This window comes from Polynucleobacter sp. Nonnen-W13 (genome assembly GCF_018881735.1).
In the GTDB taxonomy this organism is placed as follows: Bacteria; Pseudomonadota; Gammaproteobacteria; order Burkholderiales; family Burkholderiaceae; genus Polynucleobacter.
Genome location: NZ_JACVPU010000002.1, coordinates 622,456 through 637,335, shown reverse-complemented (window position 1 = coordinate 637,335; position 14,880 = coordinate 622,456). Strand labels below are relative to the sequence as shown.

Below are 14,880 nucleotides of genomic sequence, written 5' to 3'. Positions count from 1 at the left end.
AGACACAAAACGTAGCTTTTCATCCATCTTCGTACTTTCATTCCACGGCATAGAGTGGTCCCTCCTATGCCAAAAACTGTAAAGTATGTGTCCGGTATAAAGTGTTAACTATGTGTCGAGTCGTACAAAACCCTCATCAGCAATGGTGAGGGTTTTGTCTTTTGTGGATAGCCATTTCACTATATTTTTTTTTAATTATTAGGTATCCTAATTCAAATATAAAAACTAAATCAGAGAGTACCTATGGAGACTACAACTAAACCACTTAGAGTGGCGATTGCTGGATTGGGGGCAATTGGAAAATCCTTGGCCAGCAGTTTAACTAGCGGGAGTATTCCGGGGGTGGTGTTAACAGCAGTATCAGCAAAAAATCATGACAAGGCAAAAGATTTTGTAAATACGCTTGCTTATCCGGTTAAGGTGCTTTCGATTTCAGACTTAGAGCCAGAGGCTGATGTAGTGGTTGAATGTGCGCCAGCAGAATTATTGGGGGATATCATTAGTCCCTTTTTGCGCGCCAAGAAAAAAGCCATAGTTTTATCCGTTGGTGCCATTCTATTTAAACCTGAATTAATTGAACTGGCAAAAACTACAGGTGGAACTATCATGGTGCCAACAGGCGCTCTAATTGGTTTGGATGCAATGATCGCTGCGGCTGAAGGAGAAATATTTTCAGTCAAAATGGTAACTAATAAGCCTCCTTTAGGATTGAAGGGTGCCCCTCATTTAATTGAGAATAATATTTCAGTAGATGGGCTTACTGAGCCATTAAAAGTATTTTCAGGGAATGCAAGGGAAGCTGCTAAAGGTTTTCCTGCGAACCTGAATGTAGTGGTGGCTTTAGCTTTGGCGGGTATTGGCCCCGAGAAAACTCATTTAGAAATTTGGGCAGACCCTACTGTAGTAAGAAATACGCATACGATTACAGTTGAGTCAGATTCTGCAAAATTTTCCATGAAAATGGAGAATATCCCCTCAGAAAATCCTAAAACTGGACGTATCGTTGCGCAAAGTGTAGTTGCCATGCTGCGTAAGATGTTGTCAACATTCCAAGTTGGAACCTAAAAATAAAATAAAGGAAGATTAATGACTTTTACAGCGGCCAAAAAAGAAGAGATACGCCTTCGTTATCTAGAGGTTGATACCTCTAATGTTGCTGACGTCTTGGATAATATGAACCTTCTACAACAAGGCCTATCCTCGCAATTTTCACCTTTTCCAGACACAACAAAAAGAATGGCAGGGTGGGCTTATACGATTCGCGGACAAATGACACCCTATCCACAGGGGGGTGATGCTGACAAAATGACTGCTTGCCAAGGGATCTCTTCAGGTGAAATTAGTGTGTGGAGTGGAGATGGCAACGGAATTTGTTATTTTGGAGAATTAATTGCCCTTGGCATGAAAGAGCGTGGTTCGGTTGGGGCATTGCTTGACGGAGGTATACGAGATGTTCGATGGATTGGTGAGCATCAGTTCCCAGTTTTTGCTTGCTATCGAACCCCGGTTCAATCTATTGGACGCTGGAAGGTCACTGCCAGTCAGGTGCCTGTTTATATGCGTGGGCATGATGGCGGCAATGTCATTGTTAGACCGGGCGACTTTATTTTGTGTGACGACGATGGTGCGATTGTGATCCCAATGGAGCATGTCGAATCTGTTTTGGTTGAATCAGAACGATTAACCGCAATTGAAAAGAATATTCGGATCGATATTGCCAATGGTTTAAGTCTTGCAGATGCATTAAAAAAGTATGGCCACGTTTAATGATCGATGTAAGTTTTTTTGACTAATATTTTTTCCTGATTTTTATCTCCTCACCGATATTCAATAGGATTACTCATGCTAACGATTGAACGAGCACTTCTGATTCGTAGTATTGCAGTTTTATTTTGGGCAATTTCTTTTGGGTCATCGGCGCAGACGAACTGGCCAAATGGGCACACCGTTAGAGTCATTGTTCCTTTCCCGGGTGGAGCCAGTACATTAGATTCTGTGGTTCGAACAGTTACCCCGGAAATCTCTAAGTCTTTAGGCTCACCTGTAATCGTGGACAACAAGCCAGGTGCAGGAACAGTAATTGGCGTGGATGCAACCGCTAAGGCGACAGACAATCTGACTGTTGGAGGTGTTGCTAATAGTTTTACAGTAAACCAATCTTTGCTTAAAACTCTGCCCTATAACACTACAAAAGATTTGCAACCAGTCGTTTTGATGGCACGTACGGCGAATGTCTTGGCCGTGAAGTCTAGTTTGCCTGTGAATAATTTAAAAGAGCTGATTGATTACGCAAAGAAAAACCCAGGAAAACTTTCTTACGCTTCATTTGGCAATGGCACAACAGCTCATTTCGCAGGCGAGATGCTGAAATCCATGGCCGGAATTTATGTAGTGCATATTCCTTATCGCGGGCAAGGTCCAGCATTAACTGATTTGATTGCCGGTAATGTGGATTTGATGTTTGGAAACTTACCGGATTTTCTGCCGTATATTAAATCTGGAAAAATTAAGGCAATCGGGACTACCTATTTAACTCGAGCACCTCTTGCTCCTGAAATCCCCACTATTGCTGAACAAGGATTTCCCACATTTGAAACAGACTCCTGGTATGGCATTGTTGCGCCAAGTAGTATGACAAAGGATGCTGTGGATAGAATGAATCTAGCCATTAATAAGGCTTTGCAGGATCCTGCTGTAAAAAAGAACTTTAGCGACAGAGGGATTGAAGTTATTGGCGGTAGCCCCGCTAAGTTCCAAGAGCATATTCAATCTGAAATCCTAAAATACGAGCGAATTGTGAAATCTACAAAAATGCAGTCTGACTGACGGGGTAATTATGTATTCCATGGCTGTGTTTAAAGAGGGTGGATATCGCTACCTTCCAAGTGTCTTTCAGTATTCTGCCGGCATTGCTGCCGAACCAGGTTTTCAGTTAATTCAAGCTAGATTTAAATCATTGCTTCCCATGAACGAGGCATTCATTTGCATAGCGAATCATCTGAAAAAAATAGGTCGTCCATTAACTGCATTTGCACATTGTGAACTCAGGTCCCCGAAGCAGTTTGATGATCAAGGATTTATTGATTTCAATAGAAAGTATGTAAATACTCTTGAACAATGGGGAATTTATCAAGCGGAGTCAAAGGAACATTCTTTTATAAGCCCGGTGGCTAGAACCAATGTTTGCCCTGAATATTTTGGGCCAACTGAGGTCGCAATGTATTCATTTGCCTATACTGTACCGACAAGTAGTAAATCTCCTGGCGGTTTTATTTTATCTGGTGGCGGAGATGCTAGATCAGGTTCTGAACCTTACCGAGACAGGATTATTGCTTACGGCGATACCTCTAACTCAGGCTTGAAATTGAAAATGGAATTTGTTTCCAATGAAATGACTAAGCGCCTAAAAAGTCTTGGATTTGATTGGAGTGATGTGACTAGTGCTCAAGCATACTCAGTTCACAACATAGGTGGTTTAGTGGAAGAGGTGTTTGCTAAGCAAGGATATTTGCATAGTGGTCTCAATTGGCACTTTGCTAGACCACCTGTCGCTGGTCTTGATTTTGAGATGGATCTTCGGGGTTTTGTGGATCAAATTTTTATATGAACATAAATAGAAGTAATTAAAAATGTTGTTTGTTGATCCTGAGATGTGATTAATTGAACAAGCATTAATTAAGGTAACACACCAATAACATTATTTAAAAGTACTTTGGAGTAACGAGGTGCTTAGTACATTGCCCCCAAATTTTTGATTTTGAAAACCAAATAAGAAAAATATGAAATAACAGTGAATAATAGTTTGACTGAATTAAAAGCATCAATGTGTATTGCTTTAATTTAACTAAAGGAAGCTTAAGCTATGATGAGTCCTGATGAAATTGCAAGATTAATTCCAGCAGAAAGAGCGCACTTTCGCTCACCAATACCTACCCAGGCAATTTCAAGTGACGAGTTTTTGCCTGGTCCGCAGACGCCTAAGCAAAAAGAATTTGAAAGTCGTATTAAGGATATTGGTACAACGCTTGCGAAGAATCAGGGAATACCTCGCCGCCGATTTTTTCAAAGTGCTGCAGGAATGGCAGCAGCTTTTCTTGCAATGAATGACACTTTTGGTCCGCTATATAGCGTTAGCCATGCAGAGGCGGCAACACCAGAGCTGGCCAATGAAAGGGCTCTCATATTAAAAGATCAGTTCATCATGGATATGCATACCCATTTCCTACGTGACGATACTAGGTTAGAAGGCTTTGTAAGATCTCGTGAGGCCGTTGGCAAAGCCTCATGGAATCCTGCTTTGGTAGGCAAGCCACAAACATTGGATGACTTGAAGTTCGCGAATTACTTTAAAGAGGTTTACTTAGATAGCGATACTAAAGTGGCATTGATTTCTGGTTCTGGATCCGAGGATCCTCGAGATTGGTTTTTAACTAACGCCATGAAGGCGCAGGCTCGTCAATCGGTCAATCAAGAATCCGGCACCAAAAGAATGTTCTCGCACGCAATTTTCATGCCGGGAATGTCAGGTTGGTTAGAAAAGGCCGAAGCGGATCATGAAAATTTAAAGCCAGATTCTTTTAAGGGTTACACCATCGGTGACAACACAAATAAGCAGCTTTCAAAACATCCTTGGCGTCTTGATGATGAAAAATTACTCTATCCTTTTTATGAAAAGTTAGCAAAATGGAGTAAAGACAAGCCAAGCTTAGCGAATGTCTGTGTTCATAAGGGCCTTTATCCGCCATCTATCACGCAGCAATATCCTCACCTATTAGCTTATGCAAAAGTAGATGATGTTGCGAAAGCTGCTAAAGATTGGCCTCAATTAAATTTTATTATTTATCATTCAGCATTTCGTTATACGGGCGGCACTTGGGATATAGGTTGGGAGCAATTTAGACAATCTGGTCGAATTGATTGGGTGACAGATTTAGCTCAAATCCCACAAAAAACTGGCGTCACAAATATCTATGGCGACTTAGGTCAAATTTTTGCTCAAAGCACTATTGCGGAGCCAAGACTATGTGCTGCGATGTTGGGTCAGCTAATTCAAGGCTTGGGAGCAGATCATGTTGTTTGGGGTACTGACGCCATTTGGACTGGCTCTCCTCAGTGGCAAATTGAGGCCTTGCGCAGATTAGAAATTCCTGAGGATATGCAGAAAAGATATGGTTTTAATCCACTGGGGGCTGCAGATGGGCCAGTCAAGCGGGCGATCTTCGGTGAGAATTCTGCGCGGCTCTATAACTTTACCGCTGCACAACGAGCAGCTTTAATGACTGATAAGGTTGCTTTAGCAAAGATGAATTATGACCAGCATGGCGATGGAAGAACAAACTTAAGATATGGCTATATGCAAGCTTAAGTTAGCCGCAAAAGGAAAATGCAGTAGTAGTGAAAGATATGCAAACCGCAATCTTTTAATCTTTAGTTCAATTCCTAGTAGCTCAGCAGAAATAACAAAAATCTAAGACTGGTACTTTTTTATATTTCATCCAGCTTAAAGGTAAAGATAAATCAGCTTAGTATTGCTGTAGGTTAAATCAATAGACGAATGGTACTTATGTCATTAGATGCATTATTTCCAGGATTTCAGGCGCGTGTTTTTGAGGTAAATGGGGTTCAAATTACCGGCCATGTGGGCGGGGCTGGCTCACCACTATTGCTATTACATGGGCATCCCCAAACCCACGCCATTTGGCACAAGGTTGCGCCAGAGCTTATGAAGAGTCATACATTAGTAATGACGGATCTGCGGGGTTACGGGGACTCTTCTAAACCACAAGGCACCAGTGACCATAGCAATTATTCAAAGAGAGTGATGGCACAGGATCAGGTAGAAGTCATGCAGCAACTTGGTTTTAATCGTTTTGATGTGCTGGCGCACGATCGTGGCGCACGGGTTGCCCATCGTTTAGCGATGGATTATGCAGCCTCAGTCAGAAGCTTGATCATGCTCGATATTGCTCCAACCCTCTCTATGTATGAAAAAACCAATGATGCATTTGCCAAAGCCTACTGGCACTGGTTCTTTTTAATACAACCCTCTCCATTACCGGAGCGACTCATTGAGGCGGATCCTGCGGCTTATATTCGGGATTTAATGGGTAGGCGTCATGCCGGACTAAAACCCTTTGACCCTAGGGCTTTAGCTGAATATATGCGTTGTATTGCCCTGCCTGGAGCAGCTCATGGCATGTGTGAGGATTACCGCGCCGCAGCTGGAATTGATTTAATCCACGATCGCGAAGATATTGCAGCTGGCAGGAAGTTGGAGATGCCAACAATGGTACTTTGGGGTGCAGACGGAGTAGTTGATAAATGCTTCAAGCCCCTCCAGGAGTGGCAGGCGATTTGTCGAAGTGTGATTGGTGAGACCCTGCCTTGCGGGCACTACCTTCCAGAGGAGGCGCCCGATATTCTGCTGGAAAAAGTACTGACATTTTTAAATCGGGATAGTTGATGAGCGCTAAAACTCTGTATCAAAAAATAGTAGATTCACATACGGTAGCAAGCTTAGATGAGGAGAATGTACTGCTCTTCTGCGATTTACATTTGATGAATGAATACACCAGTCCACAAGCATTTTCAGGTCTGGATGAAAAAGATCGTGGAGTGCTGATGCCAGGGCAAAACATCTCTGTTGTTAGTCACATCATCCCCACCCATAATGAAATGCCTAGAAAGATTGCTGATCCAGCCTCTTCTTTGCAAGCCCTCAACCTGAAGAAAAATTGTTTGAAGCACAATATTCCTTTGTTTGATACCAATCATCCATTGCAAGGCATTGAGCATGTCGTATCCCCCGAGCATGGCATGGTACGTCCGGGTATGGTGATCATTTGTGGCGATAGTCACACTACTACCTACGGAGCCTTAGGAGCCTTAGGTTTTGGTATTGGCACATCCGAAGTTGAGCATGTTCTAGCCACCCAAACTTTGGTATACCGCTTAGCTAAAAATATGCACATCAAGATCAACGGCACATTACCAGTTGGTACTACCTCTAAAGACATGATATTGAACATCATTAGTCAAATTGGTGCTAAAGGTGCAATTGGCTACGTAGTCGAGTTCAGTGGATCTGCATTAATAGACTTGAGTACTGAGGCACGCTTTACCTTATGCAATATGGCAGTGGAGGCAGGTGCTCGAGGGGCCTTGATTGCACCAGATAAAACAGCTATTGATTACGTGTTAGCAAGATGTCCTGATATTACGGGTGAGATGAAAGAGCGTGCACTAGCGTATTGGGCAAGCTTATATTCAGATAAAGATGCGCATTTTGAAAAAGAATATGCATTTGATGCAAGTAATATGGCGCCCTTTGTAACTTGGGGAACCAGTCCAGACCAGGCCATTGCGATTAACGCCGCTATTCCGACCAAGGATTCTTTTGAGGATCCGCTTGATAAGTTGAGTCTTGAACAAGCATTGAGATATACCCAGTTATGTGATGGTCAAACCTTAGAGGGCACACCAATTGACCACGTATTTATCGGCTCATGTACTAATGGCCGCATTGAAGATCTACGGAATGTGCTTACTGCAATCGGTGATCGCAAAGTAGCGGCTGGTGTTCGAGCAATGGTTGTGCCAGGCTCTGGCGCCGTTAAAGCCCAGGCTGAAAAAGAGGGGATTGCTGACAAGCTTATTGCTGCTGGTTTTGAATGGCGTAAGCCTGGTTGTTCTATGTGTCTTGCCATGAACGATGATGTTCTGGCTGCTGGCATACGCTGTGCCTCCACAACCAATCGCAACTTTGAAGGTCGTCAAGGTAGAGGCGCCATTACCCATTTGATGAGTCCTGCTATGGCCGCCGCCGCCGCAGTTACAGGCAAGATTACAGATGTGCGTAAATTACAAGGAGCTGTCAATGCATAAGCTATCTAAAATTCATGGGTATGCCGCCGCATTGCGCATTGCCAATTTTGATACAGACCAAGTCATGCCAAAGCAATTTTTACGCGGTATTGATAAGGCTGGCTTAGCGCAGGGCTTATTTTATGATCTGCGCTTTGATGAGCGTGGGGAGCCAAAACAAAACTTCTTTTTAAACCAGCCAGCTTATGCAAAAACGGATATTTTGCTTGCCGGCCCCAACTATGGCTGTGGCTCTAGTCGTGAACATGCTGTTTGGGGAATGCAGCAGTTTGGATTTAAGGCGGTCATTGCTTCTAGCTTTGCAGAGATTTTCTACTCCAATGCAATGGGGAACGGCCTATTGTTGGTTGTGTTGCCTGAAGATCAAGTGCAAGCTCTCATGAAAGAGGCTGATGATAAGGGTGCGCCAATAAGCGTGGATATTGATATTGAAAACCTAAAGGTTCGCACTACCCATCATGAGTTCACATTTCCCATGTCAGGAAGACATCGCCGAATGTTCTTGGAGGGATTGGATGTGATTGGCCTTACCTTGAAATACAAGGCAGAAATTGATACTTTTGCCCAAAAGCATTGGAATAATCAACCTTGGGTAAAGGATGTTGCAAGAAAAACAATCGAGAGACTAAATTAAGCTTACTAAGCCCCTATCTCTTAAATCATTGGTAGTTTTGCAAACTATTTTGGCAGAAGAATAATTTCTCCGACGCCGGAGTGATCATGCTTATCACCATAACTACGGCTGAATTCAGCTTGAGCAAATTCTCCAGAGCAATGACCTGCAGCCACTCTTTCGATACCCCATTTATTCTTAAAGTTAGAAACGATTTGAGTAATCTGTTGGTCGCTGACATCCACTAGATGAAGGCCTCCAGCTAAGGTATAAATTTTGGGGTCAATTTCAGAGGCGACTGCTAGTATTTTCTCAATGCCTGGATGAGAGCATCCCACGATGACTGCGAGTCCCTTGGGGGTTTTAATGGCCAATGAAAGTTCATTCAACTCCATAGTGCCTTTATTCTCGGATATGGTCTTAAAAAGATAGAATCCTGGCATTATTTCGGTCGGCTTATCGATTAACGTGATGTTTGCTGTTGGCCAAGCTGAGTCAACTTTGTATTTATCCTCGTACTTACCGTCAAAGTAATGTAGGTCATGCGGAACATCATCCACTTTCCTGGATATTAATTTTCCAAGCGGGCTAGCGCCGTTGATCGGATTGCCAAATGAACCTGGTTCAGTGGGAGCGTAAAACTGAACCTTGGGGTTTTGCTCTAAAACAAATTGGAGTCCCGATGTGTGGTCACCATGTCTGTGAGAGAGTACAACAAAGTCCAGCTTCTTCAGGTTAATTTTTAGCTTTTTTACATTTTCCGCAAAAACTTTATATTGCCCGCCAGTATCAAACAGAATCCGTTTTCCGCCATACTCGATAAGTGCAGCATATCCCCAGCCACGACCCAGGTCGGAGGGTTTCCCAAAGGCATCATAAATAATCGTTATTTGTGCTGGCTTACTATTCTGTGCAAGTAGAAACCCCGGCACAGAAATCACGCCTGATGCGACCAATATTTTTAGTATTTGACGGCGATGCATAATTCCTCCTCAGTTAAGTACAGTCTAAGCTGATATCAAGTGACATATCCTCATGAAGATTTGGTAAATACCCTTATGAAGGATTATTTGCTTGCGCCCTATCTATTCGGAGTCGGAGTTCTGGGATTATCGGCATCCATTAAAATTGCTTGCTATGCTTAGTCATCTTTTTAAATATCTGAATCTAATAAATGAATATCAACTCCGACTACAGTAAGAGAGTCGTGATTAATCATCATGATCTACCTTGGATTCCTAGCCCTGAGGCGGGTATTGAGAGACGCATGCTTGATCGAATTGGCGATGAAATCGCAAAGGCAACTTCGATCGTTCGGTATTTACCCAATTCTCATTTTCCAACGCACAGTCATAAATTTGGTGAAGAAATATTGGTGCTGGATGGGGTATTTAGTGATGAAACCGGTGATTATCCTGCTGGCACCTACATCATGAATCCTCCTGGATCTTCTCATGCGCCTCATAGTAAAACTGGCTGCACTCTTTTTGTGAAACTGCGACATCTTGGAGTTGAGCATGTCGAGCGAGAGCTCATTGATACAAAATCAGCTCCTTGGCATCAAGGCATGGTGCCTGGCCTTCATGTGATGCCGCTCATGCGGCAGGGTAATGGCTCAACTTTAGTTCGATGGGCTCCCCAAACCTATTTCAATCCACATAAGCACTATGGTGGTGAAGAAATTTTTGTAGTCGATGGTGTATTTGAAGATGAGCATGGACGCTATCCTGCTGGATCATGGATCAGAAGTCCTCACCTGAGTTTGCATCAGCCTTTCAGTAAAGAGGGATGCACCATATTTGTTAAGACTGGGCATTTGTTAGATTGATTGTGTTTACAGGATTTTTTATGAAAAATTTATTCAAAGTATTTTTATTGCCAGTATTTTTTATTGGCTTAACTCCCTCGTGCGCACAAGCAGTTCCACCGCTTCCTCCTTTTTATGATGCTGTAATAAAAATGAGTCCCGAAGGGAAATTGGGGCAAATCGTAAAGCAAGAAAAAATTAAAACATCAGTCAATGGCGCACAAGCCTGGAGAGTTGCTTATATTTCCTCTGATGTCGGTGAGCGTAAGACCATTGCCACCGGTGTTGCTATTGCCCCTTTGGGGACTCCCCCAAAAGAAGGTAGACCTATTTTGGCTTGGGCGCATGGCACTACAGGCTCAGCTCAAAATTGTGGCCCTTCCCAGATTATTGACCCAACTGCTCCTTTAAATGAATATTTCTTGGCGGATGGTAACTCTTGGACTGACTACGGTATTCCGAATGTTGAGCAATTTATCAAGGAAGGGTATGTGATCATTGCTACGGATTATCAGGGGCTAGGTGGTGGCGGTAAGCATCAATATGCTGTTGCAGCTACTAATGGTAGAGATGTGATTAATTCTGTAAGAGCGGCAAGCTCAATGAAGGAACTTGGTGCTGGCAAGAAAGCAATTGCTTATGGCTGGTCACAGGGTGGAGGGGCAATTATTGCTGCTGCAAGTTTGCCTGGCTACCAAGCGCTTCAAGGTACAGCTGCCGATAACCTTCAATACCTTGGATTTGTTGGCTTGGCGCCGGATGATCAAGCAGCGATGCTCCGTAACCCGCCGACTGATGAGGCTGGTGCGAATAAGTTGATAAATGAATTTACTCAAGCCAATGTCCCGAATATATTTTTATTCGCCCACTATGTAATGGGTCTTTGGGGTACTCAAGCTGCATATCCACATCTCAAGTTAACAGACATTCTGACTGATGAAGGTGCAAGGTTTGTAGATAAATTGGCTGGCAATAAATGCGTCCATGTGATGGCGGATTCTTTTAATTATGCTTATGGAGACAAGTACAAGTCTTTATTGAAGCCGCAGCCCAGCAACTCCTTGGCTTGGGTGAAGGCATTAATTGATGGGAGTGTGAAGCCAGTAAAGCCTTTAGCGCCAGTCGTTATTTACTGGGGCACCAAAGATACTGCAGTTCCCCCAATTGAGCATGAGCTATATCAAAAGCAGATGTGCGCTATGGGTGCAAATGTTCAGAGAATTCAGTTACCAGGAGAGCAAACTCACTTTTCTACTCCCGGTGTCTCAGCTCCGATGTATCTTGCTTGGATTAAAGATCGCATTGCTGGAAAACAGTTAGTAAATGGATGTCCAGCAAATTAGATCGGCACTCAATTCCAAGTAGGCTAAAAGAGCATAATTTAAAACATAGCTTATTTGAGGATAAATATGGAGCCATTAGCTAAGTTAAAAGTGATTGAGATGGGCCAGCTAATCGCTGGTCCATTTGCTGCAAAAACACTGGGTGATTTTGGTGCTGATGTCATCAAGATTGAGCCGCCGAATACAGGCGATGCTCTACGCAAATGGCGTTTGCTAAAAGATGGCACTTCAGTCTGGTGGCAAGTTCAATCGCGCAACAAGCGCTCTCTTTCGTTAGATTTAAAGCAAGCTGAAGCTCAGGAAATTGTTCGTACCTTAATTACAGAAGCGGATGTCCTGATCGAGAATTTTCGGCCAGGTACGCTAGAGGGTTGGGGCCTTGATCCAGAGAAATTGCTTGAACTCAACCCTAGGCTGATTGTTTTGAGAATTAGTGGCTATGGTCAAACTGGCCCTTATCGAGATAAGCCAGGATTTGGTGTAGTGGCAGAGGCGATGGGTGGTTTGCGACATTTAACTGCTGAGCCAGGAAGGGTGCCTGTTCGTGTCGGCATTAGCATTGGCGATACATTAGCATCGCTGCACGGTGTGATCGGAATTTTGTTAGCACTTCAAGAGCGTCATCAGAGTGGTAAAGGTCAAGTAATTGATATTGCTTTATATGAAGCAGTCTTTAATTGCATGGAAAGCTTGATACCCGAATACAGTGCCTTTGGTGAAGTTAGACAGGCGGGCGGCAGTGCCTTACCTGGCATTGCCCCAAGTAATGCCTACCTTTGTGCCGATGGCGGCTATGTACTGGTTGCTGGGAACGGCGATAGTATCTTTAAGCGTCTGATGAACTTGATTGGCCGAGCAGATTTAGCGAATGACCCAGCGCTTGAAAATAATGATGGCAGAGTTGCTCGTGTTGCAGAATTGGATCAGGCCATTGGCGTTTGGGCGCAAACAATGACGACTGATCAAGCTCTAGAGTTGCTCGACACGGTGGCCGTTCCTGCGGGGAAAATATATACCGTAGCAGATATTGCCAGCGACCCGCATTACAAAGCCCGTGGCAATATTGAGCATATTCAGATGCGCGATGGAACTAGATTGGATGTGCCAAGCGTGCTGCCAAAGCTCTCGCGTACTCCTGGATCAATTAAAACTCTGGCTCCGGATATTGGAGAGAATACTGATGAAATTTTGCAAAGTATTGGTTTAACAGAGGCTCAGGTAGCATCTTTAAAAGAACGCGGCATTGCATTCACTAAATAACCAGCAATTTAAGCAAATGGTTCAATCTTATGACTAGAATTTATTTCAATGACGTTGTGACTAGGGACGGATTTCAGATTGAGCCCAATTTCATTCCGACGGATGACAAGGTTAAGCTGGTAGATGAGCTTAGCCAGTGTGGATTCGCCAAGATTGAGGTGACCTCATTTACCTCGCCTAAAGCTATTCCTATGCTGCGTGATGCAGAAGAAGTCATGGGCAGAATTTCGCGTATATCTGGTGTTGAATACACCGTCCTAGTTCCTAATCTACGTGGTGCAGAGCGCGCTTTTGAATCAGGCGCAGATGAATTCAATCTCGTCATGTCGACTTCTGAAACCCATAACTTGGCTAATTTGCGAATGAGTCGAGAAAAAAGTTTTTCTGGATTGGCTGAGGTAATCCGTTATGTAAACGGTAGAACCCCAATCAATGTATCCCTATCTACTGCATTTGGTTGCCCTATGGAAGGTGATGTACCACAAAGCGTAGTAGAAGAATTTGTTCAACGATTTGCAGATCTGGGCGTACGTGGCGTCACTATTTGCGATACCACCGGAATGGCGCATCCTGCTCAGGTTGCAAAAATAGCAGTTGATTTGCAAAAGCAGTTTGGTAACTTGCAGTTGACTTTTCATTTTCACAATACACGAGGAATGGGCTTAGCAAACGTGCTTGCAGCAGTTCAGTCAGGCATCACTCGGTTTGATGGTTCTCTTGGCGGCTTGGGCGGATGTCCCTATGCGCCGGGCGCTAGTGGCAATATCTCTAGTGAAGACGCTATTCATATGCTTGATGCCATGGGTTACGACACGGGCATCAATATCCCTAAATTACTGAGCTTGGCTCGTGAACTGCCTTTGATTGTTGGCCATCCTGTTCCAGGGCAGGTTGCTAAGGCTGGCGGTATCTGTGATTTACATCCCACCCCTGCTTATGTTGAAGATTTACGTTAATTTGATCTACTTAAATTGAAAGTTAATCCAATGCGCACCTATTTTTCTCAGATCAACATATTGGTCTTGATTGTGTTGAGTCAAGTATCACTTTCTAGCTACGGTCAGGATTCGGGGAAGTATCCGAATCGTCCGATTACATTTATTGCTTCTTCTGCTCCGGGTGGTACAACAGATTTCACAGCTAGGGTGTTGGCTCTTCCTCTTGGGACCGCTTTGGGTCAAACGATTGTGGTTGAAAACAAAGCAGGAGCATCTGGTGCAATTGCAGCTACAGCCGTGAAGAAGGCTGATCCTGATGGCTACACTTTGCTGGTTCAGTATTCTGGCTATCACGTGATTACGCCTTTGGTTAGTAAAAATCCTTTGCCATGGGAGCTGAAAGATTTTCAGCCTGTAGCGAATGTGATCTCAGCACCGCAAATTGTGGTGGTACGTGCAGACTTGCCATTTAAGACGATGAAAGAACTCATCTCCTATGCAAAAGCAAATCCTGGGAAGTTGAATTACGCATCCTCAGGCAATGGCTCCCTACAACATGTTACTGGCGCGATGTTGGAGCAGCAGGCTGGTATCAAAATGACCCATATTCCTTACAAAGGTACCGGTCCGGCATTAGCTGATTTATTAGGCGGCCAGGTTGATTTAACATTTGGAACGCCTCCACCATTTATTCCCCACATCCAAACTGGCAAACTACGCGCATTAGCAACAACAGGCAAGAAGCGTTTGCAGAGCTTGCCTGATGTTCCTACGGCTGCCGAGGCAGGCTTACCAAAACTGGATGCGACATCATGGTTTGCAGTTTTTGCCCCAATCAATACACCTGCATCTATTGTGAATCAACTGACAACTGAAATCGCTAAAGTAATGGCCGAACCGGCATTCAAACAAAAGGCAGTAGAGATGGGTGCTGAGGCTGTCTATATGAATCCTAGGCAGTTAGATGAGTTTATTAAGACTGAAAACATCAGATGGACCTCAGTGGTGAAGACCGCCAGGATTGAAGCTGATTGA

Annotated in this window: 14 protein-coding genes; 13 read left to right on the top strand and 1 reads right to left on the bottom strand. The window is 43.8% G+C overall.

Going from position 1 to position 14,880, the window contains the following annotated elements; all coding sequences use genetic code 11:
- Positions 1-243: 243 nt before the first annotated feature.
- From ICN27_RS08600 to leuD, 8 genes are all read left to right on the top strand, one after another.
- Entirely contained in the window at positions 244-1,065 is an 822-nt protein-coding gene (locus ICN27_RS08600) for an aspartate dehydrogenase (RefSeq protein WP_216269696.1), read from the top strand.
- A gap of 21 nt (positions 1,066-1,086) precedes the next feature.
- The gene (locus ICN27_RS08595; protein ID WP_215308289.1) at positions 1,087-1,767 is read left to right on the top strand and encodes an RraA family protein; all 681 of its coding nucleotides are present in this window, start codon (positions 1,087-1,089) and stop codon (positions 1,765-1,767) included.
- A gap of 75 nt (positions 1,768-1,842) precedes the next feature.
- Positions 1,843-2,826, top strand: coding sequence for a tripartite tricarboxylate transporter substrate binding protein (locus ICN27_RS08590; RefSeq protein WP_215308287.1), 984 nt, complete (start codon positions 1,843-1,845; stop codon positions 2,824-2,826).
- A gap of 25 nt (positions 2,827-2,851) precedes the next feature.
- Positions 2,852-3,607: a hypothetical protein gene (locus tag ICN27_RS08585; protein ID WP_304608942.1), complete on the top strand. Its 756-nt coding sequence runs from the start codon at positions 2,852-2,854 to the stop codon at positions 3,605-3,607.
- A gap of 255 nt (positions 3,608-3,862) precedes the next feature.
- Positions 3,863-5,365, top strand: coding sequence for an amidohydrolase family protein (locus tag ICN27_RS08580; protein WP_216269694.1), 1,503 nt, complete (start codon positions 3,863-3,865; stop codon positions 5,363-5,365).
- A gap of 198 nt (positions 5,366-5,563) precedes the next feature.
- Positions 5,564-6,463: an alpha/beta fold hydrolase gene (locus ICN27_RS08575; protein WP_216269693.1), complete on the top strand. Its 900-nt coding sequence runs from the start codon at positions 5,564-5,566 to the stop codon at positions 6,461-6,463.
- On the top strand, positions 6,463-7,884 hold the full coding sequence (gene leuC, locus ICN27_RS08570; protein ID WP_216269692.1) for a 3-isopropylmalate dehydratase large subunit: 1,422 nt from the start codon (positions 6,463-6,465) through the stop codon (positions 7,882-7,884). The genes ICN27_RS08575 and leuC overlap by 1 nt, the downstream gene beginning before the upstream one ends.
- Complete coding sequence (gene leuD, locus ICN27_RS08565) at positions 7,877-8,518, top strand: 3-isopropylmalate dehydratase small subunit (protein WP_216269691.1); 642 nt, start codon at positions 7,877-7,879, stop codon at positions 8,516-8,518. The genes leuC and leuD overlap by 8 nt, the downstream gene beginning before the upstream one ends.
- Before the next feature lie 44 nt (positions 8,519-8,562).
- On the opposite strand, the gene ICN27_RS08560 is transcribed toward leuD, so the two are convergent.
- Positions 8,563-9,480, bottom strand: coding sequence for an MBL fold metallo-hydrolase (locus ICN27_RS08560; RefSeq protein WP_216269690.1), 918 nt, complete (start codon positions 9,478-9,480; stop codon positions 8,563-8,565).
- Between the two features lie 191 nt (positions 9,481-9,671).
- Between ICN27_RS08560 and ICN27_RS08555 the strand changes: the two genes are divergently transcribed.
- The 5 genes from ICN27_RS08555 (at position 9,672) to ICN27_RS08535 (ending at position 14,880) form a co-directional block, all read left to right on the top strand.
- Positions 9,672-10,325, top strand: coding sequence for a cupin domain-containing protein (locus ICN27_RS08555; protein ID WP_216269689.1), 654 nt, complete (start codon positions 9,672-9,674; stop codon positions 10,323-10,325).
- A gap of 20 nt (positions 10,326-10,345) precedes the next feature.
- Positions 10,346-11,647: a lipase family protein gene (locus tag ICN27_RS08550; RefSeq protein ID WP_216269688.1), complete on the top strand. Its 1,302-nt coding sequence runs from the start codon at positions 10,346-10,348 to the stop codon at positions 11,645-11,647.
- Between the two features lie 66 nt (positions 11,648-11,713).
- Positions 11,714-12,907: a CaiB/BaiF CoA-transferase family protein gene (locus ICN27_RS08545; RefSeq protein WP_216269687.1), complete on the top strand. Its 1,194-nt coding sequence runs from the start codon at positions 11,714-11,716 to the stop codon at positions 12,905-12,907.
- A gap of 29 nt (positions 12,908-12,936) precedes the next feature.
- Positions 12,937-13,863, top strand: coding sequence for a hydroxymethylglutaryl-CoA lyase (locus ICN27_RS08540; protein WP_216269686.1), 927 nt, complete (start codon positions 12,937-12,939; stop codon positions 13,861-13,863).
- A 30-nt stretch (positions 13,864-13,893) separates the two neighbouring features.
- On the top strand, positions 13,894-14,880 hold the full coding sequence (locus tag ICN27_RS08535) for a tripartite tricarboxylate transporter substrate binding protein (RefSeq protein WP_216269685.1): 987 nt from the start codon (positions 13,894-13,896) through the stop codon (positions 14,878-14,880).